The 23,990-nt window shown below is 51.7% G+C and carries 22 protein-coding genes, 2 tRNA genes and 1 pseudogene; 15 read left to right on the plus strand and 10 right to left on the minus strand.

Features of this window, described 5'->3' with window-relative positions; translation table 11 throughout:
- Nucleotides 1–133: 133 nt before the first annotated feature.
- Together ACHHZ7_RS08545 and ACHHZ7_RS08550 are read left to right on the plus strand one after the other, a co-directional pair.
- Nucleotides 134–1,621, plus strand: a complete 1,488-nt coding sequence (locus ACHHZ7_RS08545) for an EmmdR/YeeO family multidrug/toxin efflux MATE transporter (protein ID WP_003846749.1) — start codon at nt 134–136, stop codon at nt 1,619–1,621.
- Nucleotides 1,622–1,720: 99 nt separating this feature from the next.
- Nucleotides 1,721–1,796: transfer RNA gene (locus tag ACHHZ7_RS08550), tRNA-Asn, on the plus strand.
- A 389-nt stretch (nt 1,797–2,185) separates the two neighbouring features.
- Here ACHHZ7_RS08550 and ACHHZ7_RS08555 read toward each other — a convergent pair.
- Nucleotides 2,186–3,211, minus strand: coding sequence for an alpha/beta hydrolase (locus tag ACHHZ7_RS08555; protein WP_225623086.1), 1,026 nt, complete (start codon nt 3,209–3,211; stop codon nt 2,186–2,188).
- Nucleotides 3,212–3,497: 286 nt separating this feature from the next.
- On the opposite strand from ACHHZ7_RS08555, the gene ACHHZ7_RS08560 reads away from it, so the two are divergent.
- From ACHHZ7_RS08560 to ACHHZ7_RS08580, 5 genes are all read left to right on the plus strand, one after another.
- The gene (locus tag ACHHZ7_RS08560; protein WP_063216386.1) at nt 3,498–4,178 is read left to right on the plus strand and encodes a heavy metal response regulator transcription factor; all 681 of its coding nucleotides are present in this window, start codon (nt 3,498–3,500) and stop codon (nt 4,176–4,178) included.
- A 15-nt stretch (nt 4,179–4,193) separates the two neighbouring features.
- Nucleotides 4,194–5,651 carry a heavy metal sensor histidine kinase gene (locus tag ACHHZ7_RS08565; RefSeq protein ID WP_192464094.1) on the plus strand — a complete coding sequence of 486 codons (1,458 nt, stop codon included), beginning with the start codon at nt 4,194–4,196 and terminating at the stop codon, nt 5,649–5,651.
- A gap of 64 nt (nt 5,652–5,715) precedes the next feature.
- Entirely contained in the window at nt 5,716–6,195 is a 480-nt protein-coding gene (locus ACHHZ7_RS08570; protein WP_060682362.1) for a cupin domain-containing protein, read from the plus strand.
- Nucleotides 6,173–6,934, plus strand: coding sequence for a carboxymuconolactone decarboxylase family protein (locus ACHHZ7_RS08575; RefSeq protein WP_192464093.1), 762 nt, complete (start codon nt 6,173–6,175; stop codon nt 6,932–6,934). Before ACHHZ7_RS08570 ends, ACHHZ7_RS08575 begins: the two co-directional genes overlap by 23 nt.
- A gap of 138 nt (nt 6,935–7,072) precedes the next feature.
- On the plus strand, nt 7,073–8,137 hold the full coding sequence (locus ACHHZ7_RS08580) for an alpha/beta fold hydrolase (protein WP_060682363.1): 1,065 nt from the start codon (nt 7,073–7,075) through the stop codon (nt 8,135–8,137).
- A 73-nt stretch (nt 8,138–8,210) separates the two neighbouring features.
- Here the strand turns inward: ACHHZ7_RS08580 and ACHHZ7_RS08585 are convergent, their stop codons facing one another.
- Entirely contained in the window at nt 8,211–9,383 is a 1,173-nt protein-coding gene (locus ACHHZ7_RS08585; protein ID WP_060682364.1) for an MFS transporter, read from the minus strand.
- An 84-nt stretch (nt 9,384–9,467) separates the two neighbouring features.
- Here ACHHZ7_RS08585 and ACHHZ7_RS08590 point away from each other — a divergent pair, with 84 nt between their 5' ends.
- Nucleotides 9,468–9,968 (plus strand): Lrp/AsnC family transcriptional regulator, encoded by a 501-nt coding sequence (locus ACHHZ7_RS08590; protein ID WP_087050470.1) that lies wholly within the window; start codon nt 9,468–9,470, stop codon nt 9,966–9,968.
- Here the strand turns inward: ACHHZ7_RS08590 and ACHHZ7_RS08595 are convergent.
- Both ACHHZ7_RS08595 and ACHHZ7_RS08600 read right to left on the minus strand, forming a co-directional pair.
- On the minus strand, nt 9,965–11,092 hold the full coding sequence (locus tag ACHHZ7_RS08595; RefSeq protein ID WP_192464097.1) for an MFS transporter: 1,128 nt from the start codon (nt 11,090–11,092) through the stop codon (nt 9,965–9,967). The genes ACHHZ7_RS08590 and ACHHZ7_RS08595 overlap by 4 nt on opposite strands.
- Before the next feature lie 141 nt (nt 11,093–11,233).
- Nucleotides 11,234–12,292, minus strand: coding sequence for an alpha/beta hydrolase (locus ACHHZ7_RS08600; protein WP_123969804.1), 1,059 nt, complete (start codon nt 12,290–12,292; stop codon nt 11,234–11,236).
- Between the two features lie 263 nt (nt 12,293–12,555).
- Here ACHHZ7_RS08600 and ACHHZ7_RS08605 point away from each other — a divergent pair, with 263 nt between their 5' ends.
- Nucleotides 12,556–13,440, plus strand: coding sequence for a LysR family transcriptional regulator (locus ACHHZ7_RS08605; protein ID WP_192464092.1), 885 nt, complete (start codon nt 12,556–12,558; stop codon nt 13,438–13,440).
- Between the two features lie 131 nt (nt 13,441–13,571).
- Here ACHHZ7_RS08605 and ACHHZ7_RS08610 read toward each other — a convergent pair whose 3' ends face one another.
- Together ACHHZ7_RS08610 and ACHHZ7_RS08615 are read right to left on the minus strand one after the other, a co-directional pair.
- Entirely contained in the window at nt 13,572–14,645 is a 1,074-nt protein-coding gene (locus ACHHZ7_RS08610) for a hypothetical protein (RefSeq protein WP_000557466.1), read from the minus strand.
- Nucleotides 14,646–14,688: 43 nt separating this feature from the next.
- Nucleotides 14,689–14,838: a hypothetical protein gene (locus ACHHZ7_RS08615; RefSeq protein ID WP_000550473.1), complete on the minus strand. Its 150-nt coding sequence runs from the start codon at nt 14,836–14,838 to the stop codon at nt 14,689–14,691.
- A 351-nt stretch (nt 14,839–15,189) separates the two neighbouring features.
- Here ACHHZ7_RS08615 and ACHHZ7_RS08620 point away from each other — a divergent pair, with 351 nt between their 5' ends.
- Entirely contained in the window at nt 15,190–16,041 is an 852-nt protein-coding gene (locus ACHHZ7_RS08620; RefSeq protein ID WP_060682367.1) for an aldo/keto reductase, read from the plus strand.
- Between the two features lie 25 nt (nt 16,042–16,066).
- A complete protein-coding gene (locus tag ACHHZ7_RS08625; protein ID WP_060682368.1) occupies nt 16,067–17,056 on the plus strand; it encodes an aldo/keto reductase in 990 nt (329 codons plus the stop codon).
- 34 nt (nt 17,057–17,090) lie between these two features.
- Here the strand turns inward: ACHHZ7_RS08625 and ACHHZ7_RS08630 are convergent, their stop codons facing one another.
- A complete protein-coding gene (locus tag ACHHZ7_RS08630) occupies nt 17,091–17,984 on the minus strand; it encodes a LysR family transcriptional regulator (protein WP_060682369.1) in 894 nt (297 codons plus the stop codon).
- Between the two features lie 148 nt (nt 17,985–18,132).
- Here ACHHZ7_RS08630 and ACHHZ7_RS08635 point away from each other — a divergent pair, with 148 nt between their 5' ends.
- Together ACHHZ7_RS08635 and ACHHZ7_RS08640 are read left to right on the plus strand one after the other, a co-directional pair.
- Entirely contained in the window at nt 18,133–18,909 is a 777-nt protein-coding gene (locus tag ACHHZ7_RS08635; protein ID WP_192464138.1) for an SDR family oxidoreductase, read from the plus strand.
- A 137-nt stretch (nt 18,910–19,046) separates the two neighbouring features.
- Nucleotides 19,047–19,298, plus strand: a complete 252-nt coding sequence (locus ACHHZ7_RS08640) for a DUF1471 domain-containing protein (protein ID WP_060682370.1) — start codon at nt 19,047–19,049, stop codon at nt 19,296–19,298.
- Nucleotides 19,299–20,193: 895 nt separating this feature from the next.
- On the opposite strand, the gene cbl is transcribed toward ACHHZ7_RS08640, so the two are convergent.
- Nucleotides 20,194–21,144 (minus strand): HTH-type transcriptional regulator Cbl, encoded by a 951-nt coding sequence (gene cbl, locus ACHHZ7_RS08645; protein ID WP_060682372.1) that lies wholly within the window; start codon nt 21,142–21,144, stop codon nt 20,194–20,196.
- Between the two features lie 101 nt (nt 21,145–21,245).
- On the minus strand, nt 21,246–22,163 hold the full coding sequence (nac, locus tag ACHHZ7_RS08650) for a nitrogen assimilation transcriptional regulator NAC (RefSeq protein ID WP_008784390.1): 918 nt from the start codon (nt 22,161–22,163) through the stop codon (nt 21,246–21,248).
- Nucleotides 22,164–22,489: 326 nt separating this feature from the next.
- Here nac and ACHHZ7_RS08655 point away from each other — a divergent pair.
- Nucleotides 22,490–22,565 (plus strand) — tRNA-Asn (locus tag ACHHZ7_RS08655).
- Nucleotides 22,566–22,640: 75 nt separating this feature from the next.
- On the opposite strand, the pseudogene ACHHZ7_RS08660 reads toward ACHHZ7_RS08655, so the two are convergent.
- Nucleotides 22,641–22,727 (minus strand): annotated as a pseudogene (locus ACHHZ7_RS08660) (type II toxin-antitoxin system PemK/MazF family toxin); the annotation flags it as partial.
- A gap of 183 nt (nt 22,728–22,910) precedes the next feature.
- Between ACHHZ7_RS08660 and ACHHZ7_RS08665 the strand changes: the two are divergent.
- Nucleotides 22,911–23,894, plus strand: a complete 984-nt coding sequence (locus ACHHZ7_RS08665) for an alpha/beta hydrolase (RefSeq protein ID WP_060682373.1) — start codon at nt 22,911–22,913, stop codon at nt 23,892–23,894.
- The last annotated feature ends 96 nt before the right edge of the window (nt 23,895–23,990 follow it).

Here is a 23,990-nt window from a genome sequence, read left to right on the forward strand (position 1 = left end):
GAAAAAAATTTTGTCAAACCCCATTTCCTCGAATGCGAATCAATTGATGCTTCTCTCGACAGTTTGTTGCATTTACAGACATTTTAAATAGAAAAAACTTTGCAGCTTTTTTGATTCTCCCTCATCATTTGAAATGAGGTTTCAACTTTCTTCGTTAAGGTCCACTTTGAACGTCTCCGCTGCCTTACGCCAGGTCGCTTCCCGCACGCCCTGGTATGCCAAACGCAAGAGTTATAAGGTTCTCTTTTGGCGCGAAATCACTCCGCTGGCTGTCCCCATTTTTCTGGAAAACACCTGTGTGCTATTGATGGGTGTTCTCAGTACCTTCCTGGTCAGCTGGTTGGGAAAAGAAGCGATGGCCGGTGTCGGACTCGCCGACAGCTTTAATATGGTCATCATGGCATTTTTCGCCGCCATCGATCTGGGCACCACCGTGGTTGTAGCATTTAGCCTCGGGAAACGAGATCGTCGACGGGCCAGAGCCGCGGCCAGACAATCACTGGTGATCATGACAATTTTTGCTACCGTTCTGGCAGCTGTCATTCACTATTTTGGTCAACAGATTATTGACGTTGTCGCAGGTGAAGCAACGCCAGACGTTAAAGCTTTGGCACTCACCTATCTGGAGCTGACGGTGCTCAGCTACCCGGCAGCAGCCATTGCGCTGATTGGCAGTGGCGCACTACGTGGAGCCGGAAATACAAAAATACCGTTGTTGATTAACGGCGGCATGAACATCCTGAATATCATCATCAGTAGCATCCTGATTTACGGGATCTTTTCCTGGCAAGGTCTGGGATTTGTGGGAGCAGGCCTGGGACTGACCATTTCGCGCTACATCGGGGCGATTGCCATCATCTGGGTACTGATGATTGGTTTTAACCCCGCGCTGCGAATTCCCTTCAAAAGCTATTTTAAGCCACTCAATCTCGCCATTATCTGGGAGGTGATGGGGATCGGCATTCCGGCAAGTATCGAGTCAGTGCTGTTCAATGGCGGTAAACTTTTGACGCAGATGTTTGTTTCAGGCATGGGAACCAGCGTTATCGCCGGGAACTTTATTGCATTTTCTATCGCCGCGCTTATCAACTTACCGGGGAATGCTTTAGGTTCCGCGTCGACAATCATTACCGGCAGGCGTCTGGGAAATGGCCAGATTGCCCAGGCTGAAATCCAGCTACGGCATGTATTCTGGCTGTCGACGATCGGCCTGACGGCAATTGCCTGGTTAACCGCTCCTTTCGCCGGGGTGATGGCCTCATTTTATACCCACGATCAGGATGTAAAAGAGGTCATAGTCATCCTGATTTGGCTCAACGCAGCATTTATGCCGATATGGGCAGCCTCCTGGGTATTACCAGCAGGCTTTAAAGGTGCGCGAGATGCACGTTTTGCTATGTGGGTATCGATGCTGGGCATGTGGGGCTGCCGCGTAGTCGCGGGTTACACCCTGGGTATCGTATTAGGATGGGGAGTTGTCGGCGTTTGGTTAGGTATGTTCTTCGACTGGGCCGTACGCGCCGCGTTATTTTACTGGCGTATGGTCACCGGCCGCTGGTTGTGGAAATACCCGCGCCCCGAACGCGAAAAGTGCATAAAACAACCGGTTGCGTCTGAATAAGCGGCGAAATGAGGAATATTTCAGCAAACGATCGCATTTATCTATTCAGGCTTTGACAACGCTGAGCGGCATCGCTAATATTCGCCTCGTTCACACGATTCCTCTGTAGTTCAGTCGGTAGAACGGCGGACTGTTAATCCGTATGTCACTGGTTCGAGTCCAGTCAGAGGAGCCATATTTTAGGGAAGCAGACGTTCACTGACGTCTGCTTTCTGCATTTCTATCAGTTGGTTATCCCCTTCTTCAGGATCGCATCATCTCTTCACTTCTTCTCACTCTGTTCAGTGACGGCACGCCATGGACGATGGGCTGGATAATTGCGTTGTTTACAGCTGCCAGCACCATGATGGCACTGACCGTTCATCTATAAAAATAACCACCACATATCCACAACGCTTATGAATTTAACTCATAGCGCCTATCTAATCAGCGTAATTATCTTTAACCGCAACATCGTTAATCTGGGTATATCGCGTGAATACGCAATTTGAATTGCAGCGGCAAGTGACTACAACTGAAAGGCATACCCCAGCCTGCTGCGGCTGGGGCATCATCTGTGGCTAACTAGATATTTTTATCAAAGAAGACGTCTAACTTTTGCAAAGCCTTATCAACGTATTTAGGCACCCAATATGTCTCGATATGGGTAGCGTCGTCGATCAGGAAAAGCTCTTTGTCCTTCGTACCGGAGGCTTTCGCGAACGCATCTTCAGTCATATAGAGTGTATCCGCTTTTGTACCGGCAATCATCAGCAGCGGTTTATTGATGAGATTGATATGGTCCGTCACGTCAAAGCTCATCAAATCAAGAAGACTGCTGGTGGTGTATTTAAACGTGGAGTTCGGGTGCGCGTGGGTTTTCCAGTAGTACTCGTAGCCCTGGCGATACAAGGCAAAAGGTAATTTAGCAATCTGTTCATCAGTCAGGTTGGCATCGCCGGAGTAAAGCACTTCTCCTCCGGCTGCTTCCTGAGCACGTGCGTCAGACGCCTGCTGAAGACGCTGCTGGATTGTATCTAGCTGTGAATCCTGCATACCGTTGCGGCGCACAAGGCCTGAATTAAACATGCTGATGGTTGCTATCGATTTAAACCGCTTGTCAGTTTCAGCCGCAACAAGTGAATAACCGCCGCCACCGCAAATACCCAGCAGACCAAGGCGGGCGGAATCTACACCAGGATACTGGCTAATGTAGTCAGCCATACCGTGGATATCCTCAATGCGATTAGCGTGTTTATCCACGCTGCGCGGCATCCCACCGCTAGCGCCCTGATAAGCCGCATCGGCGGTAATGGTGATGTAGCCCTGCTCGGCAAGACGCTGGGCATACAACCCGGCGACCTGTTCTTTTACGCCGCCATTAGGATGCGCGACCACCACAGCAGGATATTTTTTGGCGGGATCGTAGTGAGCAGGGGTATAGACATTTGCAGCAATCTGGATGCCATGTAGATCGTATTTCACGGGGTGAATATTGACCTTGCCTTTAACGTTCTCGGTGATGGCTCCGTCATAAACGAGTGTGAATGGATTTTTTTTGTAATCAGCCGCATTGACTGAGGCTACTCCAGCCATTGCCGTGAGTAGCATTGCACTGATAAGCGTGAATTTCATGGTCTCTCCCGATGAGTGTCGGCCTGGTTACTCAGGCTCGCGGATTTAAATATGCTGACCCAGATTAGGGCGAGAGGACTGTCAGCCAGGTGACAGGGAAATAACATTTTTGTAAGGAAACGGGCTGGGATGGCAAAGCGATTCTGACAATGCTGTCAGGTAACTGTCAGCTTTATGTTGGCAACCGGGAGGCAAAATGGTCTCAGTCACAGGGTTGTTCAGGTATTGAAGCACCGATGAAAAGTTAAGAGGAAGCCCCGTTATGCGCCTGTTGTTAGTCGAAGATGAAGAAAAAACGTCAACCTATCTCTCCCGTGCGCTGGGTGAGTCCGGGTTTACAGTAGATGTTTCTGCAGACGGAGCTGAAGGTCTTCATTACGCGCTGGAGTTCGACTACGACGCGATAATACTGGATGTGATGCTGCCGGGGATGGACGGCTACCGGGTACTTGAGGGGGTGCGAGCAGCCAAACAAACGCCTGTGCTGATGCTCTCGGCACGGGGTTCGGTTGATGAGCGCGTTAAAGGGCTTCGCCTTGGCGCGGATGATTATCTGCCCAAGCCCTTCTCGCTGATTGAGCTGGTGGCGCGAATTCAGGCACTGGTGCGCCGCCGCTCTACGGATGGCGCAGACATCACCCAACTACAAATTCACGATCTGCATCTCGACCTACTGGCTCGCCGCGTATTTCGAGCCGGAACGCGCCTGGAGCTGACCGCAAAAGAGTTTTCCCTGTTGAGCCTTCTGGCCCGGCATCAGGGGGAGATTCTGTCAAAAATGATGATTGCGGAGCAGATATGGGACATGAATTTTGACAGCGATGCCAACGTGGTTGAAGTGGCCATTAAACGTCTGCGGGCCAAAGTGGACGCCCCATTCGATATCAAACTGCTGCATACCGTTCGTGGTATGGGGTATGTCCTTGAAGTCCGGTCCGAATAAATGAAGGGGATAAGCATGTTTAAGCGTTCCATCTCCGTTCACCTGGCGCTGATGTTTGCCTTATCCGCGCTACTGATAGTGTCCATTATCGGTATCCTGCTTAGAAGCTCCCTGCATGATACTTTGCAAAAGCAGATGCACAACGAGCTGCTGTTCCGCGAATCATTAATGAGCCCGTGGATCACCGCCCGAACTTCGGCTGACGGCTGGTCACTGCTTGCCAATAAATTCACCGTGTTAACCAATTCTGAAGGCGAGCGCGTTCGCTACTGGATAGTAAGCGATAACCCACGCTTTAGCATGGGGGGAACACCACCGGTGGGTGTTCAGTGGTCTTCTTTGCGGGAAGGGTTTAATAAAGTGCCCGGCGCATCAGAAGGTGCCTGCTCGCTGTTTTTGTTAGTGAAAACGATTCCCGCCAACGGTGAAAGGCCTGAGCTTCGCTATGTGGTTGCCATCGACTCCACGCCGTACATGGGCACACTCGATGCGTTCACGCGTACATTGTTGATCATTACCGCACTGGGCGTCGTGATTGTCGCCTTACTGGGGTACGTCGTTTCAAGGATCGGTCTTCGTCCCGTTGGGGCGCTCAGTAAACAGGCCCGGCATCTCGCTCCCGGGGACCATGGTCAGCGCCTGAATACCGAAGCATTACCTGACGAATTACAGCAATTAGCATCATCTTTTAATGGCGTGCTGGAACGGCAAGAGGTCGCCTGGCGACAACTCGAAAGCTTTAATGCTGATGTTGCGCATGAACTTCGAACCCCACTGACTAATCTGATCGGCCAGACGCAGCTGGGTCTCTCACGCCGACGTTCACATGATGAACTGGAAGAGTTATTGGGTTCCAATCTGGAAGAACTTGAACGCATGACGTCGATAGTTAACGACATGCTGTTCCTGTCCCATGCTCATGCGGGTGAGCATGCTTCCCAGCTTACGCAGGTGTCCCTGCGGGAAGAAACCCTGAAAACAGCGGAGTACGTTGAACCCTCTTTTGCTGAAAAACAGCTTTCTCTGTATGTGGAAGGCGACGTCACCGCGCACATCGACCGACGGCTGTTCCACCGCTCACTGGCTAATTTACTGGAAAACAGCGCAAGGCATTCACCCTCCAATAGTACGGTTACGGTACGCTTAAGCGAAAAAGGTCATCAAGTCTGTGTTGAAGTGTCAAACCCGGGCGATCCAATAGCACCAGAGCACTTACACCGACTTTTCGAGCGGTTCTATCGCGTTGACACCTCCCGGGCCAGGAGTGATACCCATCATGGACTGGGCCTGTCGATCGTGCGTGCCGTCGCCATTATGCACCGAGGAGATGTCTTTGCCCGTAGTGAAGCTGGCATCAATACATTTGGCCTCACCTTTGCGATGCAAGACGATAAAGCGTCGGGCAACGCTCACTCCGGCACTGAGCCGGAACCCGGGTTAACTGACAGAATTGTCAGGGGGGCGTCAGCCTGACGTCATCACCCTCTCGATAAAATCATGTCAGGCAATCCCCTCTTCATAGATAAGGACGCTTTGCATGATCGGACATTTACGTTACCTCGGGCTGTTACTGCCCTTCTTCACATTTTCATCCTGGGCAGCGGAACAAAATCCCGCTGTCCATATCGCCCCCGCAGGAAGTCAGAATGCGGTGTTCGGGCCAGCCGAGAACTTTACCGGTCGTGTCAGGGTTGATCCTCTCTTCAAACCGGATAACGACATCCCTGTTTCCGGGGCTTATGTCACGTTTGAACCCGGCGCTCGTTCCGCCTGGCATACGCATCCGGCAGGTCAGCGGCTGATTGTGACCTCGGGTGTTGGGCTCACCCAGCAAGAAGGCCAGCCGGTGCAGGTTATCCGCGCCGGTGACGTTGTCTCTTGCCCGGCGGGCGTCAAACACTGGCACGGAGCGGCACCCGGCAGCGCGATGACGCATCTGGCGATAACCGGGAGTGTGGATGGCAAAAGCGTTAACTGGAAGGAGTTAGTGACAGATGAACAATACCACGCCCATTAAAACATTAGCGGCAGCGGTACTGCTGACCTTTGGTTTTGGTCTCGCGGCACATGCTGCGCCCGTCAATCACGGAGCCTCAGAAATGAGCCACCAACAAACCGTTTCAGATACGCTGTCAGCCCGCCAACAGGCCATCCCGTTGATTGCGGCATCGATGGCCAGCAGTCAGATGGATAAGCTGAATGCAGCCCTGAATCAGGGACTGGATGCCGGACTCACGATAAACGAAACCAAAGAGATTCTCGTCCAGCTTTATGCCTATACGGGCTTCCCCCGTAGCCTGAACGCGCTTAGTGAACTGATGAAGGTCGTCGAAGCACGTAAACAACGTGGTATCAAAGATGTTGAGGGTAAAGAACCGGTTGCCCCGATCCCCGTTGGGGATGAACTTCGCCGTGTCGGTACCGCAAACCAGACAAAAATCTCAGGCGCGCCCGTCCAGGGCCCGCTGTTTGATTTTGCCCCGGTCATTAACCAGTTCCTGCAAGCGCACCTTTTCGGTGACATTTTCGCCCGCGATAACCTCGACTGGCAAAGCCGCGAGCTGGCAACGGTTGGCGCTTTAGCGGCCACGCCAGGCGTTGAATCACAACTGCTGTCACATATGCGAGCCAGCATGCGGGTCGGCCTGACGGCAGCGCAGCTGCGCCAGCTGGCACAGCTTCTGCGTGAACATGGCGAAAATGATGCAGCAACGCGAGCTGAAAAGGCGCTGCAACAGGCGCTCGGTAGCAAATAAGGTCAGTTGGTTAGAGGCGATACGCAGTTAATCGTCCGCATTCATGAATCTGCCAAATAAGGGCAATCAGGGTTGCTAAATAATTAACGCGGACAACTCAGATATTATTGAACGGCAAACATAACAGAGGATGTAATCTTGAAGACAATCTTAAAAACGCTGGCCATCTGCGTAATAGCGGGTGGCCTGGTGGCTCAGTCGGTCTATGCCGAGCCGCTGGTCATTCAGGAACAGGGAAGCTTTTCTGCGGGTGGCACTATCATCACCGCACCAGGAACATTTGACGCGAAAAAGCCGCTGGATTCAGCTGGCCAAACCTATCATGGCGATCATACCTCAGTATTTTACCAAATCCCGGAGAATCCGCATAAATACCCTATCGTCATGCTGCACGGCGCAGGTCAGTTCTCTCGAACCTGGGAAAGCACCCCGGATGGTCGCGAAGGGTTCCAGAATATATTCCTGCGTCGTGGATTCTCAACCTATCTTGTCGATCAGCCACGACGGGGCAGCGCCGGGCGCACGACGGTAGAAGGAACTATTACGCCTAAACCGGATGAACAGATGTGGTTCAATCAGTTCCGCGTTGGCGTGTGGCCTGAGTATTTTAAAGGTGTCCAGTTCTCTCACGACAAAGAAGCCCTGAACCAGTATTTCCGTCAGATGACCCCGAATACCGGGCCATTTGATATCAATGTCATCTCTGATGCGATGTCCGCCGTCGTGGACAAATCCGGCCCAGCAATCCTCTTCACCCACTCTCAGGGTGGCGGACCAGGCTGGTACACGGCGATGAAAAACAACAAGGTCAAAGCCATTGTCGCCTTCGAGCCTGGCAGCAGCTTTGTCTTCCCGGAAAAAGAACTCCCTGCCCCGATGCCAAGCGCGTTCGACACGCTGAAGGCTGAGCCGGTGCAGATGGCGCAGTTTATGGCTCTGACCAAAATCCCGATTCTGATTATTTACGGCGATAACATACCGGATAAGCCTGTTACCATGCCCGCGCAGGACAGCTGGCGCGTAAGACTGACGATGGCGCGTGAGTGGCGTGATGTGGTGAACAAGCATGGCGGGGATGTGACGGTGACGCATCTGCCTGAAGTGGGAATCAAAGGGAATACCCACTTCCCGTTCTCTGATCTCAATAATGTGCAGATTGCTGACCTGGTGAGTCAGTTTTTGAAAGAGAAAAATCTGCAGTAGCCGTTTTAGAAAATCACCTAAATCATTTAAAAGAGCGCCCAACACATAGTGGGCGCTCATCGCCTTGGGTAACTTATTCAAGTACCGGCAAAATATAACCTTTACGCGCACTTTGCCATGCAAGAACAGCGAGGCCCAACGCAATGAAGGACAGAATTGCGCCCGCCCAGTTCGGAGAAGCCAGTCCAAAACCCGCAGCAATGGTTACCCCGCCAGCCCATGCCCCCAGTGCATTTCCCAGATTAAACATGCCGATATTGACCGAGGCCGCCATTGTCGGCGCTCCCGCATGGCTGGCACGCTCCATCACCAGTTTCTGAATCGGTGAGACCGTCGCGAAGCCGAAGGCCGCCATCAGGAAGACTGAGATGCTGGCAACCCACTGGCTTTCAACACCCGCCCAGAAAACCAGCAGCACCAGCCCCTGAGCCGCGAGGGTGACGAACAGCGTGCCAAACAGAGAGCGGTCAGCGAAGCGCCCACCAATCCAGTTGCCAACGGCAAGCCCCAGACCAAACAGCACCATTAATCCAGCCACGCCGCCTGCGGAGAAACCGGCCTCCTGCACCATCATTGGCGCAATGTAGGTAATCGAGGTGAAAAAGGCAGCCGGGCCGAAAATCGTGATCCCCATGACCAGCAACACCTGCGGGTCAACAAAGGCTCTCAGTTCGTTACGTAAAGCAATCGCTTTGCCTTTCGCAATATGCGGAACCAGCACGGCTACGCTTGCCATCGTCAGCACCCCGATACCGGCAATGATCCAGAATACCAGCCGCCAGCTAAAGGTTTGCGCAAGCCAGGTACCGGCCGGAACGCCAAGCAGATTGGCTAAAGTCAGCCCCGAAAACATAAAGGCAATGGCGCTTGCCTGGCGTCCTGGCGCCACCAGCGAGGCGGCAATAATCGAGCCGATACCAAAAAAGGCCCCGTGATTAAAAGAGGTGATAATACGGCCGACAATCGCTATCTCCATTGTCGGCGCGATGGCCGTCATGATATTACCGATCGTAAAAATACCCGCCAGCGTAATCAGCATGGCCTTGCGAGGGATCCTCGCGCCGATAATCGTTAACAGCGGTGCGCCAATAAATACGCCCAGCGCGTATGACGTCGCCATCATTCCCGCTTTCGGGATACTGACGCTAAATTCTGCGGCGATTTGTGGCAGGATCCCGGCGATGACAAATTCAGTCAGGCCGATACCAAATGCGCCCACGGCGAGGGCGAAAAGTGCGATAGGCATTGCAACTCCATTATTCGTTTTGTGGCTTAATAATATTAGGTAGAATTAAGTATATTCATACTTTCATTCAGATTGAGAAGCCCTATGAGCGCATTTGATAAAGAAAAAGATGGTATTCGGCAGACGAGACATAAACCGGCGGAACTGGATGCCATTGACCGAAAAATATTAAGTGCCCTGGCAGAGGACGCAGGTCGCAGCTACACGGAATTGAGCGAGATTGTGAACCTGTCGGCCCCCGCGGTTCACGATCGCGTAAAACGACTTAAGCGCGACGGGGTGATCAAGGGAACCGTGGCGGTTCTGGATGGCTGCAAGCTGGGACGGACGCTGTTAACGTTCCTGGTTATCGATACCAGTAGCTATCAAGCAACGCGCGCCCTTTTGCAGTTCACCAGCCGCAAGGAGGTGGAAGAATTGCATACCGTTGCCGGGGACGGCTGCGTCTTTATCAAAGTACGCGCCGCCGATACCGAATCGCTGGAAAATTTCCTGATGGAGATTCAGAGCCTTGAGGGCGTACGCTCCGTACGCAGCTATATTGCGCTTTCCACGTTTCTGGAGCGCGGACCTTCGCCGGATTAACGCGCACCGGCCTTCTGGCGGGCGGTGAAAAAGGTCAGTACGCCCGCGCAAAGGAGCAGTACGCTGCTCATGGCAAATGTGCTCTGCCAACCAAGGTGGTCAAACACGATGCCTCCTGCCGTTGATCCAAGGGCGATGGAGAGCTGAATCACCGCGACCATGAGCCCGCCTCCGGCTTCAGCGTTATCAGGCAACGTACGCGCAATCCATGTCCACCATCCGGTTGGGGCGGCGGTGGCCAGCATGCCCCAGAGCCCTAACAACAGCGAAACCGTCCAGACATGATGCCCGGTCAGCATCAGGCCGATGGCAATGACGCCCATCAGCCCGGGTATGGCCATCAGCGTGGGGTAAAATTTCCGGTTGAGGAATGTCGAAACAACCAGCGTGCCGATAAAACCGGCTACGCCGATAACCAGTAAAATCAACGACAAACCTGAGGAATCAACCCGCGTCACCGACTCCAGAAACGGGCGCACATAGGTAAATAGCGTAAACTGCCCCATAAAAAACAGGCCACACGCCAGCATGCCAACCGCAACCACGCAGCGGCTAAGTATGCAGAATACCGCGCCAGGTGACGTGTGGCTTTTATTCGCATCCATACCAGGCAGGCTGATGCACTGCCAGATAAAGGCGACAACCGCGATGGGCACCAGGCACAAGAAAGCGCCTCGCCATCCGACCGTGGCCCCCAGATAGCTTCCCAGCGGCGCGGCCACGACCGTCGCCAGCGCATTACCGGCGTTGAAAATCGCCAGCGCACGCGTGACCTGATGCTGCGGCACCAGACGAATCGCCGTTGCCGCAGACATCGACCAGAATCCGCCAATCGCCACACCAGTCATCGCACGACCGACCATATACACCAGATAACTGGAAGCCAGCGCAATAATAAGCCCCGATGCGGCCATCAGGACCGTCATTCCCAATAGCAGGAACTTACGATTCATCTTTCCAGCTAGCGTTGAAAGCGTCAGGCTGGTTAGAACCGCCAGTGCGCCGGAGATAGCAATCCCCTGCCCAGCCAACCCCTCCGTCACGCCTAAATCGCGGGCAATCGGCGTGAGCAGGCTGACGGGCATAAATTCAGAAGCAATCAGCACAAACACGCACAGGGTCATGGCAAAAATACCGCCCCAGTATGCGCGCTGATGATGAGGTGATGGTGTTTGGTTTAGCGTCGACATAGTGAAATTTCACGAAGATCAGGATAAAAGCCACCGGCCATAGACCGATGGCTTTGCATCAATTCAGGAGAGGATTTATTTCAGTTTGGTCTGGAAAAATTGTTCGAATTTCGCGAAAGGTATTTTTCCGGCCACGTTATCGTACAGGTCCACGTGATTTGCCCCTGGTACCACCACCAGCTCTTTGTCTTTACTGCCGACCGCCTTGAAAGCATCTTCAGCAAAATAGCGTGAATGCGCTTTCTCACCGGTCACAATCAGCGTCGGGATGGTGATTTCACTGGCGTAGCTCAGCAGCGGCATATTCATAAACGACAGCGGCATCGTTGCCGTCCACGCCCCGGTCGAGTTAACGGAACGTTCGTGGAAACCGCGCGGCATGCGGTAGTAGTCAAAGAACTCTTTCAGTACCGGATGTGGATTTACCGGCAGCGTTTCTGGCAGAACGCGCTCGCCCACGCTGACCTTGCCGTTGCTGTCGACATTAATATCATGACCACCGTGTGCGAACGTTCCACTCTGCGCATCCTTCCAGCGCTGTTCGCTCAGATACTGCAGAACAGCACGACTGTCGGCGGTGGAATAACGGTCTTTGCCATCCCCCACACCATGGCCCATCGCCCGGCTCATGTCGTACATCACGCTGGTAGCCACCGCTTTAACGCGGGTATCCATCGCGGCATCATTCAGCGCCATGCCGCCCCAGCCACAAATACCGAGCAGCCCGATACGGTTGCGATCCACCTCTTTTTGCAGCCCTAAGAAATCCACCGCCGCGCTGAAATCTTCCGTGTTGATATCCGGAGAGGCGACGTTTCGCGGATAGCCGCCGCTTTCCCCCGTGTAAGAGGGATCGAACGCCAGGGTAACAAACCCTTGTTCCGCCAGCGTCTGCGCATACAGACCGCTGGATTGCTCTTTCACCGCGCCAAAAGGCCCGCTGACCGCAATCGCTGCCAGCTTGCGATCGCCACGGTCTTTAGGCAGGTAAAGATCGCCCACTAAGGTGATGCCATATCGGTTCGGGAACGAGACTTTACGATGTTCGACTTTCTGACTTTCAGCGAACGTTTTATCCCATTTATCTGTCATGGACACAGGGGCATTCGGATTGGTTGAATCAGCATAACTCATTGTCGTGACTCCACTTAATGATGCGAATAACAGCATGGTCGGCATCGCGGTTTTTAGCGTTCGGGTGAAGGTTTTCATAAAAATCCCCATAAAAAACAACAGAGAAAGACAGGTTTCCGACGGACAACGCTGCGGTGCTTTGCTTTGATGGGGTCATTATAGTGAGCAGAATTAGTGCTGATTAGGGGGCGATTACTGCTAAGATTAATACCATAATGTTATAAATTAATATTAAGACTGCTGTCATTCAGAGGGATTATTCAATGGCGAAAAGGGAGAACTACAACGAGCTGTACTTGTTTATGCAGGTTGTTCGGGAAGGCAGTTTCACCGCGGCTGCTCAGCGGCTGGGGCTTGCTCAATCAGGAGTCAGTCGTTCTGTTCGTGAGCTTGAAGAAAGGCTGGGCGTCCAGTTGCTGGTGCGCACCACGCGTAAGCTGTCGCTGACGCAGGCAGGCGAGCAGCTCTACCAGAAGACGGCATCTGCATTTGATATGTTAGATCTTGGGCTTGCCACGCTGGCGCATTATCGGGAGACGCCCTCCGGCACGGTGCGTATCAATGCCAGCCAGCACGCGATTGATAAATGCCTGCTGCCGAAGCTGGCGGTATTTAAACAGCGCTATCCTGATATCAGGCTGGAACTGATGAATGAGAGCCGGTTCGTCGATATCATCGAGGAAAGATTCGATGCAGGCGTCCGTCTGGGGCCTGAAGTCGGCCAGGGTATGGTCGCGGTACGCATCACGCCCGATATGGAGATGGCGATTGTGGGTACTCCGGAACATTTTCGTCGCTACGGTTTTCCGCAAACCCCGGCAGATTTAAAGACGCATCCCTGTATCGCCTATCAGTTTGCCGACGGTAGCGTATACCAGTGGGAACTCAATCAGGATGATAAAAAAATTACCCATCGACCTGAAGGCCAATGGGCCTTATCTGACAGCTACATGGAAGCAGAGGCCGCCCGGCTGGGCCTCGGGTTAGCCTATGTCCCTGTTGAACTGATCGCGGATGATTTAGAACACGGTAAGCTTATCAGGGTGTTGCAGCGTTACAGCCTGCGAATGGAGGGATTGTTTCTCTATTACCCTCATCGCAACGTCTCCCCCGCCCTGCGGATGGTCATTGATACATTGAAAATCTGAACGTTAACAACGACCGACTCTTCACTGTACAAAATTGTGTCAGGTAGTCCCTCTGCTTTCAATTCCAAGGTCTGCTTTGAGCGAGGAGCAGACGTTGAAGGCTAAAAGAAGGCTACTGAATTTGTGGCGATTCAGTCTTCATCCGCACAATGTGGGCAGCCCGTATACCTCATTGTCTCGCCCATTGCTTCACAGGGAGTCCCACAAATTTCACAAGTATCATAGCCTGTATGGATCTCAAGACATCGTGTGCACAGGAAGTTCTCGCCAAACACACAGACCGTTTCATGGCCCTCACAGTGAGCGCAATTTGCTAGGCCATCGGGATACATCATTTCGTCCACATGACGAAAATTCTCCTCATCAAGCAAGTTATACCTTGAGAGTTCTGCGTTACAGGTGCGGCAGATGAAGGTATCGTCATCTTCTTCTTCCACCGGCAGAACCTGGTCTGTATCACACTCAGGACAGGTAAACTTTACATGGCGCTCTGAGTGAAAACAGACGCGACAAGTTTGCTCATAAACGGTAGGACCGTTCTTCCCGACGGCAAGAATTTCCATGATGGCTGCTGGCTTGTGGCAAATGGTGCAGGGATGAAATTCAGCGCCCTCAGTCGCAAGTTGTTCCAGCTCGGGCTGGATATGTTTCAGACGGGCTTCGGCATAAAACTCGTTGCCTCGCAGGAGTTGTGTTTCACCTAATGCCAGTGCCCAGTTGTGTGGTGAAGCAAAATGCTGTTGCCAGTCTTCACGCATTAGTCGGTTCAGTGCAAACCATGCCCGAGCCTGTTCAGCCAGAATGGTCTCCACCTCAGAATCACTAAAAGCTGTATGAAAGAAATGAACTACACGGTTTCGGTGATTGCGAATGGTATTAAACACAGCTTCGGTTTCTTTAGGCAGGGGCTTTTCAAGGATATCCCTCAACCGGGTACAGACATCATCAAAGGACACCGACTGAAAATCACCGGCAAGGTAGCTTTTACGCGATACTTTTTTACCGCTGCAGACCAGCGTCCAGTGTTCGCTGGCAAGGGGTACCTTGAGCAAAATTTCTACAGCTATCCAGAAACTAACTACCGAGTGTTTGTACTGTTTGGCCTCGAACTCTTCACGTGCCTTATCCAGAAAATCCATGCCATTCTTAATGAGAGCCGCCACATCAGCTGCGAGAGGGGCAGGTAATTTTGTTCGTGTATGCATCCTGATCTCCGTTATCACGGGGGGCCGGCAGCTGCTGCAGAGATTAGTGGGTATAGAGGATAAATCTTAGTTGCTGGCTGGCCACCACATCGAGGGCAAAGACTTTGGTGTTGACCTCATTGCACTCAAACTTCTCATGCACCATCAGCCATTGCAGGATCTTCGGATGAACAAGGCCATACAACAGGTGCATTACAAGACTGATCCTACCCAATGTGAGCAAGACCCTAGCGAGGTTATAGTTTCAATAAATTCCGAGCTGAGTCCGCCACAGCACAGTGATTTCGCCACCGATTGTAATCTCACTCGATAAAATTAAACACAGTTATTCGCATCATTTCCCGGCTGGCAATGCGTTCACCGTGGATGCCATATTAGATAGCTCCCTTGGAAACCCTTAACGTCCGCTCCTGGCACAAAGCCGACCTTCCTTCCCCCTCTAAATTAATGAACACATCTAATAAACCCTAGCTAATTACCCCATCTAATCGAATAAATCACTTTGCGTTATGCTTTTCCAACACAACAGCTGAAGGATAACGTCATGCAAACTGTAAAACTGAACAACGGGATTGAAATGCCCCTGCTGGGCTTTGGTGTCTTCCAGATGACGGATGCCGCGGAATGCGAAAGAGCCGTTATTGATGCCATCGATACGGGATACCGTCTGATCGATACCGCCGCGTCTTACCAGAATGAAACCCAGGTCGGGAACGCGCTGAAACAGACCGGCATCGCCCGTGATGAACTGTTTGTCACCACCAAACTGTGGCTGCAGGATACTAATTATGAAGGCGCGAAAGCCCAGTTCGAACGCTCTCTGAACCGACTGCAGCTTGATTACGTTGACCTGTATCTGATTCACCAGCCTTACGGCGATGTCCATGGGGCATGGCGTGCGATGGAAGAACTGCAGCAGGCTGGCAAAATCCGCGCCATTGGCGTTAGCAATTTCCATCCTGACCGACTGGCCGACCTTATCGCCTTCAACAACGTTGCCCCTGCGGTGAACCAGATTGAAGTTAACCCCTTCAACCAGCAGCTGCATGCCGTTCCATGGAATCAAAGCCGTGGCATTCAGCCGGAAGCCTGGGCACCGTTTGCAGAGGGTAAAAATGGTCTGTTCCAGCATCCCGTGCTAACAGCAATTGGCCAGAAGTACGGTAAAAGCGTGGGCCAGGTTGTGCTGCGTTGGATCTTCCAGCGAGGCATCGTTTCACTGGCGAAATCGGTCCGCAAAGAACGCATGGCTGAGAACATCAATATTCTCGATTTTGAACTCAGCGCTGAGGATATGCTGCAAATTGCCGCCCTCGATACCGCTACCAGCGCCTTCTTCTCCCACCGTGACCCGGCGATGGTGGAATGGCTAACTGGCCGCAAACTTGATGTTTAAGTCGCGATAAGAGAGGTTTCATTCAATGCAAAAACGTTATCTGGGTAAATCCCGACTCGAAGTTTCCGCGCTTGGGCTCGGTTGCATGGGCTTAAGCCACGGCTACGGCCCGGCGACCGATACCCGACAGGCTATCGAGCTCATTCGCGCAGCGGTTGAACGTGGCGTCACCTTCTTCGATACCGCTGAAGTGTATGGCCCCTTCCTTAATGAAGAGGTTGTTGGCGAAGCCTTAAAACCGTTTCGTGACCGCGTGGTCATCGCCACTAAGTTTGGATTTACTTTTGGCGACGACAACAAGCAGCTGATTTTAAACAGCCGTCCGGAGCATATCCGTGAAGCGGTGGAAGGATCATTACGCCGCCTCAAGACTGATGTTATTGACCTGCTATACCAACACCGTGTCGATCCGGATGTCCCGATTGAAGATGTTGCAGGAACGGTGAAGGACCTTATCGCTGAAGGCAAAGTTAAACATTTCGGTCTGTCCGAAGCGGGTGCGCAAACCATTCGTCGTGCGCATGCCGTACAACCTGTTACGGTGCTGCAGAGCGAATACTCCATGTGGTGGCGCGAGCCTGAGCAGGAGATCCTGCCGCTACTGGAGGAACTGGGCATTGGTTTCGTTCCCTTCAGCCCATTAGGCAAAGGCTTCCTGACGGGCTCGATTAAGCCAGGAACCACTTTTGGCAAGGATGATTACCGTAGCACAGTGCCACGTTTCGCCGAGCAGGCGATTGAAGCCAATGAAAAGCTGGTCTCATTGCTGGGTGAACTGGCGGCGGAGAAAGGCGTGACGTCTGCACAAATCGCGCTGGCATGGCTGCTGGCACAAAAGCCGTGGATTGTGCCTATCCCTGGAACCACCAAACTACACCGGTTGGAAGAAAACCTGGGGGCCGCCGATATCATTCTGTCGCAGGATGACTCACGGCAGATAACCCAGGCGCTTGAAACTATTAAAGTCGTCGGCGAGCGTTACTCCCCTGAACATCAGGCCCGCGTAGGCCGTTAATATCCGGAAGGGTCCGCTGAGATTGGCAGACCCGTTATTCCTGGTAGCGAAGTGCATCTATCATCAGCGCAAAAGCGGGCGGATGCTGCTTACGGCTCGGGTAGTAGAGGTAATATCCGGGGAAAGATGGGCACCAGTCCTGCAGAACCTGAATAAGCTCTCCTGACTTTATATAATCCTGCACTCTGTCTTCAGGTATACAGGCGATGCCAAAACCGGATAACGCCGCATCAATTCTTTCCGCCTGCAGATTAAACGTGACCTGCCCTTCCACTCTGACCCTTAACGGTTTCCCTTCCTTCTCAAACTCCCAGTGGTAAAGCCCACCGGCAGTCGGCAGGCGCATATTGATACACCGGTGATTTTGTAGCTCGTGCGGCGTTTCAGGTGCAGGGTTTGCAGCGAAATAAGACGGTGCTCCCACCACAGCCATTCTCATGTCCGGCCCAATTCTTACCGCAATCATGTCCTTATCGACGCTTTCGCCCAAGCGGATCCCGGCATCAAAACGCCTCTCAACAATATCGACAAAGCCGTTATCAACCACCAGTTCGAGATTAATTTCCGGATATTCCCTGAGAAAGGGTTTTAACTTCGGCCATACCAGACTTCGTGCGGCATGCTCCCCGGCAGATAAACGGATATTGCCGGAGGCGGTGCCGTTCAGTTGAACAAGCGATTCCAGTTCCTGTTCAAGATCGGCAATGCGAGGTTCGAGGCAGGCAATAATTCTCTCACCGGCTTCCGTAGGGGCAACGCTTCGGGTCGTACGGGTCAGAAGACGGATATTCAGCCTTTCCTCCAGGGCCTTCATCGCGTGGCTGAGTGCAGACTGAGAAACGCCCAGTTTACCCGCTGCTTTGGTAAAACTTCGCTCCCTTGCCACCACCAGAAAGATTTGCAGTTCGTTGAAGTTTTCTTTGAGCATCGGCGATTTCCTTATGGAGGCATTCCCTTCATCGCGCACTCATGAAGGGTGTTCATAGACACAATCATTTTAGCCCCATTACTGACAATAATGATAATTGATATTCTGACCGTATCGAAAATAAGTCACAATTATCAGAAGGTTTATAATGAAAATACTCATTGCAGGGGCGACAGGAAGTATTGGTCTTCATGTCGTGAATACCGCTATTGAAATGGGCCATCAGCCCGTCGCTCTGGTCAGAAATAAACGCAAAGTAAAATTACTTCCTCGTGGAACTGATGTTTTTTATGGCGATGTTTCAATGCCTGAAACACTCACCGATTTGCCGAAAGATATTGATGGCATAATCTTCACGCTCGGTTCCGATGGCCAGGGGCGTATTGGTGCCAGAGCGATAGATTACGGCGGAGTGCGCAATATTTTACGAATATTCAGGGATACACCTATTCGTATCGGCCTGATGACCACGATTGGCGTGACTGAACGACTCAGCACCTGGAATCAACGCACTGAGGTTCATGACTGGAAAAGACGTGCCGAGCGTCTGGTCAGGGCCAGCGGTCATCCCTATACCATCGTCAGGCCCGGCTGGTTTGATTACAACAATGATGATGAGCACAGAATCGTTATGCTTCAGGGAGACAGGCGTCATGCGGGAACACCGGAAGATGGTGTGATATCTCGGGAGCAAATCGCAGAGGTTCTGGTCAGTGCCCTGACCCACGACGAGGCAAAAAATAAAACGTTCGAGCTGGTGGCTGAACAAGGTGAAGCACCACAGGATCTTACCCCGCTGTTTGCAGACCTGCAGACTGATGACCCACAGAAAAATGATGGAGTTCTGGACATAGACAATATGCCTCTCAGAGAAGAACCGGAGTGCATTATTAACGAGATGAACCTGTATTCAAAAAATAGCTAATTTATAACCCTGACAATTTTGTCATATAGCGGTCAGCATCATGACAGCTTGGGTCTGTATATTTGAATATACCGACGGGGATAGTTCTCCTGATACGAATCCAGTTTCAAACATAGATTTTAAAAGAGGTATTAGATATGAAAGCACTACTTATTACTACATTAGTCATGGGGTTTATTTCAGTGAATGCCGCCTCCGCTGCTCAGGAAATTAACCATGCAGACGGGAAAGAAAAGATCGGCGTAGTCTCAGCCAGCAATGCCTATACCCTTGATGAGTTATCAAATGCACTCTCTCGTAAGGCTGATGAGCAAGGAGCAACATCGTTCAAAATTCTGTCAACCACGGGGCATAACCGTCTGCACGGGGTTGCAGAGGTCTATAAATAAATTATAAAACACTAATATTATTGTTAACGAAGGCAGCTAACTGATTGGCACCCTGCACCACTCATAACCTTTTCTATACATCTACCATTGACGCTCGTTTTTGACGTTAAGCAGACGATCCGTATGAATATGATCTTAATAACGAGCACAAAATACATGAGACCTTTCACCAGCTACTCGTGGTGCTCATTTTGATGGTCTTGACAAGACTGAACTTCTTATTTAGCTTAATATTCAGCCAATTAATAGCTAAGGCGATCCCAGTCAGAGGAGCCATATTTAAGAAGCCTGCTTAGGAAACTAAGCAGGCTTTTAGCTTTTCTGCGATCCCATTTGCCAGGTAGACCGCTTCACTCCACATCCAGGCTTTTCCATACTGGCGACGGGAGAATGTCCGTCTGCTTATGCAAAATGTCTCTATGATCCAATTCGTTAACGTCATGGTTAAGTATCTTATCGTGCAACGACATCAGAATGAGACCCATACTTGCCCATGCCGATACTGCTGAAAGCAGCGCTAATCGCTTTATTAGTAATTCCACTGAGTACAATAGCCGGTGAGAAAGTCACGCTACGTTGCCCGGACAGAGGCTGGGCGGAGGTGACATTTCATTTGTTCCAGCACGTTAGCGTGCTGTGGGAAAACAATAGTTTTTATGTTTCCGATGCCCGCCGTAGTCAGAGTAATAAATTCTATACGTTTACCAATCGAGATGTTCTTTCGGTGAAGAATGGATTTCAGTTTATTTATGCGGATTCGGGACGGGCGGTGTCTTGTTCGATATTGTCGCGGGTGCCGACGCAGGATCTGAGGCTGGAGACCTTGAGGTAACGCAGCTTTCTACCCGCCATTCAGCGACGTCAGAGAAGCCCGTTTACTCACGGGCTTTTGTAGTTAAATCTGATAATCAATCACCGCCTCATCTGGCTCCATCGTCTGACGCTTAATTTCATCGACGGATAGCCCTGCATTGCATAGCTCGATGAATCGCCAGACGTAGTTGCGCTGCAGCTGTCCGCGTTTAAGCCCCAGCCAAACGGTATTTGCATCAAACAAATGCCGGGTATCCAGACGGGTTAAGGTCCCCTCTTCCTGCTCGCCGCTGGATTGCTCTGCCACCAGCCCAATCCCCAACCCCAGCGACACGTAAGTTTTAATCACATCCGAGTCCTGGGCGCTGAGAATAATATCCGGTATCAGCCCTTTGCGAGCAAATGCTTCATCGATGCGGGAACGCCCTGTAATCCCCTGACGATAGGTAATTAACGGCCAGTGAGCAATAGACTCCAGCGTGAGCGGAGAGGCTTTCACTAATGGATGGTCATTAGGAACAAGCAGGCTGTGGTGCCAACGAAACCAGGGAAAAGCCACCAACAATGGATCGCTGCTCAGCCGCTCACTGGCAATTCCGATATCTGCCCCGCCATTTTGTAGCAGGACATCAATCTCCTGTGGCGTACCCTGAATAAGTTCCAGACGCACCTCAGGGAACAGCTCACGAAAAGCTTTTATCACCGCAGGCAAGCTATAGCGTGCCTGGGTATGCGTGGTGGCAATCGTCAGAACGCCGGACGTGTCATTGGTAAACAGATCCGCCAGTCGACGAACATTGCTGGCCTCATTCAGAATACGCTCGGCAATAACCAGCAAGGCTTTACCCGGTTCGGTCATGCCCAACAGGCGTTTACCGCGACGGATAAAAATCTCGATGCCAAGTTCATCTTCAAGTTCACGAATGTGTCGGCTGACGCCCGACTGCGAGGTGTACAGTATATTCGCGACCTCTGTCAGGTTGTAATCCTGACGGGCCGCCTCGCGGATTATTTTAAGTTGCTGGAAATTCACGTTTCGCTCCGGGCACATCAGACATTACGCTATTGTTAAAGTCTGATGCCCGGCATAACAAATAATAAAAACCTGCATCTTATTCCTTGCGGGAATAAGGTTTAGCTGACCAGCTGCAGCTCGCGATTTTCCAGCGCCGGACGGCTGACCAGCGACAACAGGATCTCCTTCACGGCCTGCGCCTGGGGCGATAAGCTCCCTCTGGCGGATACGTTCAACGATAATGGCAGATTCATCGACGGTGTTGTGATGCGCGCCATCCAGCCGTTAGCCGCATTGCATAATGAACGGGCGGCCGACTCAGGCAACACTGTGACACCCATACCACTGGCAATGGCGGCCGTTAGGGTGGAGATAGACTCAATTTCGCCAATCACTTTAGCCGTTAAGCGACGTAGCGAAAAAGCTTCATCCACGCGCAGGCGAACCGCGCTGTAATCCCGTGGCAAGAACAAATTCATCTGCGCCACTGCGGCTAAATCGACGCTTTGCCCCGGACACTCACGCGTGCCAACCAGGTACAGATCCTCTTTAAGCAACGGTTGACTGCTGATGCCCGCCACGGGTGAACGCTCATAGAGCACTGCCATATCTAATTGCCCGCTGAGCAGCTTGTCATTCAGCACTGCCCCACTGTTTTCATGCAAATAGACCAGCACATCAGGCAGTTCGGCACGTAGCGTCTGTAATAACGGCATGGTAATGGATGACGCGACTGTCCCCGGCGCAAGGCCGATAGAGACCTGTCCACTCAAGGTCTGGCCCACGTTATTAACCGCAAGTTGCGCCTGTTCGCACTGACGTAAAATCGTCCGGGCGTGGGTATATAGCACTTTTCCTGCTTCCGTCGGCGTGACGCCACGCTTGGTACGAATCAGCAATTGCTGATCCAGCTCACCTTCCAGCGTAGCGACCTGCTGGCTCAGCGCGGGTTGCGCAATGTGCAACACTTCCGCTGCCTGGGTCAGGCTACCAATATCGACGATTTTCACGAAATATTTCAGTCGTCTGAAGTTCATTTTGCCTCCTGTCGGAATACCAGAACCCGTGCTGGCAGTCATTAAATTCAGGATTGCAAGATGCTTGCCACTTTCGTCTAAAACGGTGTTTTACGGTTAAAGCCGCGTAAAGTCAGGAGTAAAAGCGAAGGAAGATCATTCTGCACACCTAAGTATCTCATTCAGGCTGCCCTGGAAGAGGTAGACACGCACCAGAATGGGGCAAAAGCATAAAAAGACGGAAAGATCGCCGCTTTGCTGATTTTGTCAGCAAACGAACACACAAATGTATTTACCCCTTTGACAAGCCTCACCACCCTCGCTAATATGCGCCTCGTTCAAACGATTCCTCTGTAGTTCAGTCGGTAGAACGGCGGACTGTTAATCCGTATGTCACTGGTTCGAGTCCAGTCAGAGGAGCCATATTTAAGAAGCCTGCTTAGGAAACTAAGCAGGCTTTTTGCTTTTATGCCATTGCTCAGTGCGCATATCAAAACCTCAACTTAGTCTGGCCAACACTTCATTCATAATAGCCGCAGGTATTTGTTCCAAACGCTTACCGTTCCGGGCTTCCATATCAATAGACAGGAACAACAATGAGTTGAGATGTCCACTCTTCGCTCACAGTAGACTTTAAACTCACCCAGTACCTTCGCTCTGTGCCAGCAGAGGACTTTTCTATCACTGCTGATATATTAATCAATGTAGAGCAGGCCATATTTATAATATAAATTGACGGGTACGCTGAATTTTACAGGAACATCTCCAATGAATATTGCCGCCTCAATTGCCCTTTTGGGCGCTTGCCCATTTGTGAGTCTGGCGGCAGTACCGGAGACCTTTTCCGAAACTGCCCTGGATGCCGCAGGGCCAAAAGGCCCTTTGAAAGGCACGTTACTCACCCCGAATTCAAAACCAACAGCCGTTGTTCTTATCGTTCCTGGCTCCGGGCCAACCGATCGGGATGGAAACAACCCGCTTGGTGTGAATGCATCGCCTTACCGACTTCTTGCTGAAGGCCTGGCTGCCAAAGGTTTTGCGACGCTTCGTATCGACAAACGTGGAATGTTCGCTAGCGCAATGGCCGTAGACGATGCCAATGCGGTGACGATTGCTGACTATGTTGACGACATTCGATCCTGGGTAGACGTGCTTAGACGTCACATGCACACTCCCTGTGTTTGGGTTTTAGGACACAGCGAAGGGGGCCTAGTCGCACTTGCCTCGGCTCAAGAAGAGAATGTGTGCGGTGTGGTTCTTATCGCAACGCCTGGGAGGCCGATGGGCGAGGTGTTGAGGGGGCAACTTAACGCTAATCCGGAAAATGAAATTCTATTAAAGCAGGCGCTGCCGATAATTGATGCTCTGGAGCATCGGCGGCGAGTCGATATTACGAATATTCACCCAGCACTGCAAAGTATCTTTAATCCTGCTGTTCAGGGGTTTTTGATCAATGCGTTTTCATATAATCCGGGTCATCTCATTTCGAGTATTTCCAAACCCGTGTTAGTGCTACAAGGGCAACGCGATCTCCAGGTGGAAGAAACGGATGCAAGACTGCTTAAGGCCGCGAATCCTCAAGCGTCCCTGGTTATACTGCCCAATATGAACCATGTTATGAAAGAGGTGACTTCGGACGATCGCAAAGCGAATATCGCGACATACGCTGAACCCGCGCTCCCCTTAGCTCCCGGTTTAATCGACTCGATTGAGCATTTCCTGATCCGCAACTCACTTTTTCCCGAAAAGTAACAGCTGCTCTGCTCTCGGTGTCCTCCCAAAAACGGTTTACTTTTAAAGAGTTCAGCATGCTTTAAAGCATTCGTCTGCTCCATGCTCACAGCAGAC

The organism is Citrobacter freundii complex sp. 2024EL-00216 (assembly GCF_043945515.1).
GTDB classification, from domain to species: domain Bacteria; phylum Pseudomonadota; class Gammaproteobacteria; order Enterobacterales; family Enterobacteriaceae; genus Citrobacter; species Citrobacter portucalensis.

Bases quoted from the DNA above. Each gene is read 5' to 3' on its own strand.
- ACHHZ7_RS08545 (WP_003846749.1), top strand. From the start codon at position 134: ATGAGGTTTCAACTTTCTTCGTTAAGGTCCACTTTGAACGTCTCCGCT.
- ACHHZ7_RS08555 (WP_225623086.1), bottom strand. From the start codon at position 3,211: ATGCTACTCACGGCAATGGCTGGAGTAGCCTCAGTCAATGCGGCTGAT.
- ACHHZ7_RS08560 (WP_063216386.1), top strand. From the start codon at position 3,498: ATGCGCCTGTTGTTAGTCGAAGATGAAGAAAAAACGTCAACCTATCTC.
- ACHHZ7_RS08565 (WP_192464094.1), top strand. From the start codon at position 4,194: ATGTTTAAGCGTTCCATCTCCGTTCACCTGGCGCTGATGTTTGCCTTA.
- ACHHZ7_RS08570 (WP_060682362.1), top strand. From the start codon at position 5,716: ATGATCGGACATTTACGTTACCTCGGGCTGTTACTGCCCTTCTTCACA.
- ACHHZ7_RS08575 (WP_192464093.1), top strand. From the start codon at position 6,173: ATGAACAATACCACGCCCATTAAAACATTAGCGGCAGCGGTACTGCTG.
- ACHHZ7_RS08585 (WP_060682364.1), bottom strand. From the start codon at position 9,383: ATGCCTATCGCACTTTTCGCCCTCGCCGTGGGCGCATTTGGTATCGGC.
- ACHHZ7_RS08590 (WP_087050470.1), top strand. From the start codon at position 9,468: ATGAGCGCATTTGATAAAGAAAAAGATGGTATTCGGCAGACGAGACAT.
- ACHHZ7_RS08595 (WP_192464097.1), bottom strand. From the start codon at position 11,092: ATGACCCTGTGCGTGTTTGTGCTGATTGCTTCTGAATTTATGCCCGTC.
- ACHHZ7_RS08600 (WP_123969804.1), bottom strand. From the start codon at position 12,292: ATGAGTTATGCTGATTCAACCAATCCGAATGCCCCTGTGTCCATGACA.
- ACHHZ7_RS08605 (WP_192464092.1), top strand. From the start codon at position 12,556: ATGGCGAAAAGGGAGAACTACAACGAGCTGTACTTGTTTATGCAGGTT.
- ACHHZ7_RS08610 (WP_000557466.1), bottom strand. From the start codon at position 14,645: ATGCATACACGAACAAAATTACCTGCCCCTCTCGCAGCTGATGTGGCG.
- ACHHZ7_RS08615 (WP_000550473.1), bottom strand. From the start codon at position 14,838: ATGCACCTGTTGTATGGCCTTGTTCATCCGAAGATCCTGCAATGGCTG.
- ACHHZ7_RS08620 (WP_060682367.1), top strand. From the start codon at position 15,190: ATGCAAACTGTAAAACTGAACAACGGGATTGAAATGCCCCTGCTGGGC.
- ACHHZ7_RS08625 (WP_060682368.1), top strand. From the start codon at position 16,067: ATGCAAAAACGTTATCTGGGTAAATCCCGACTCGAAGTTTCCGCGCTT.
- ACHHZ7_RS08630 (WP_060682369.1), bottom strand. From the start codon at position 17,984: ATGCTCAAAGAAAACTTCAACGAACTGCAAATCTTTCTGGTGGTGGCA.
- ACHHZ7_RS08635 (WP_192464138.1), top strand. From the start codon at position 18,133: ATGAAAATACTCATTGCAGGGGCGACAGGAAGTATTGGTCTTCATGTC.
- ACHHZ7_RS08640 (WP_060682370.1), top strand. From the start codon at position 19,047: ATGAAAGCACTACTTATTACTACATTAGTCATGGGGTTTATTTCAGTG.
- nac (WP_008784390.1), bottom strand. From the start codon at position 22,163: ATGAACTTCAGACGACTGAAATATTTCGTGAAAATCGTCGATATTGGT.
- ACHHZ7_RS08665 (WP_060682373.1), top strand. From the start codon at position 22,911: ATGAATATTGCCGCCTCAATTGCCCTTTTGGGCGCTTGCCCATTTGTG.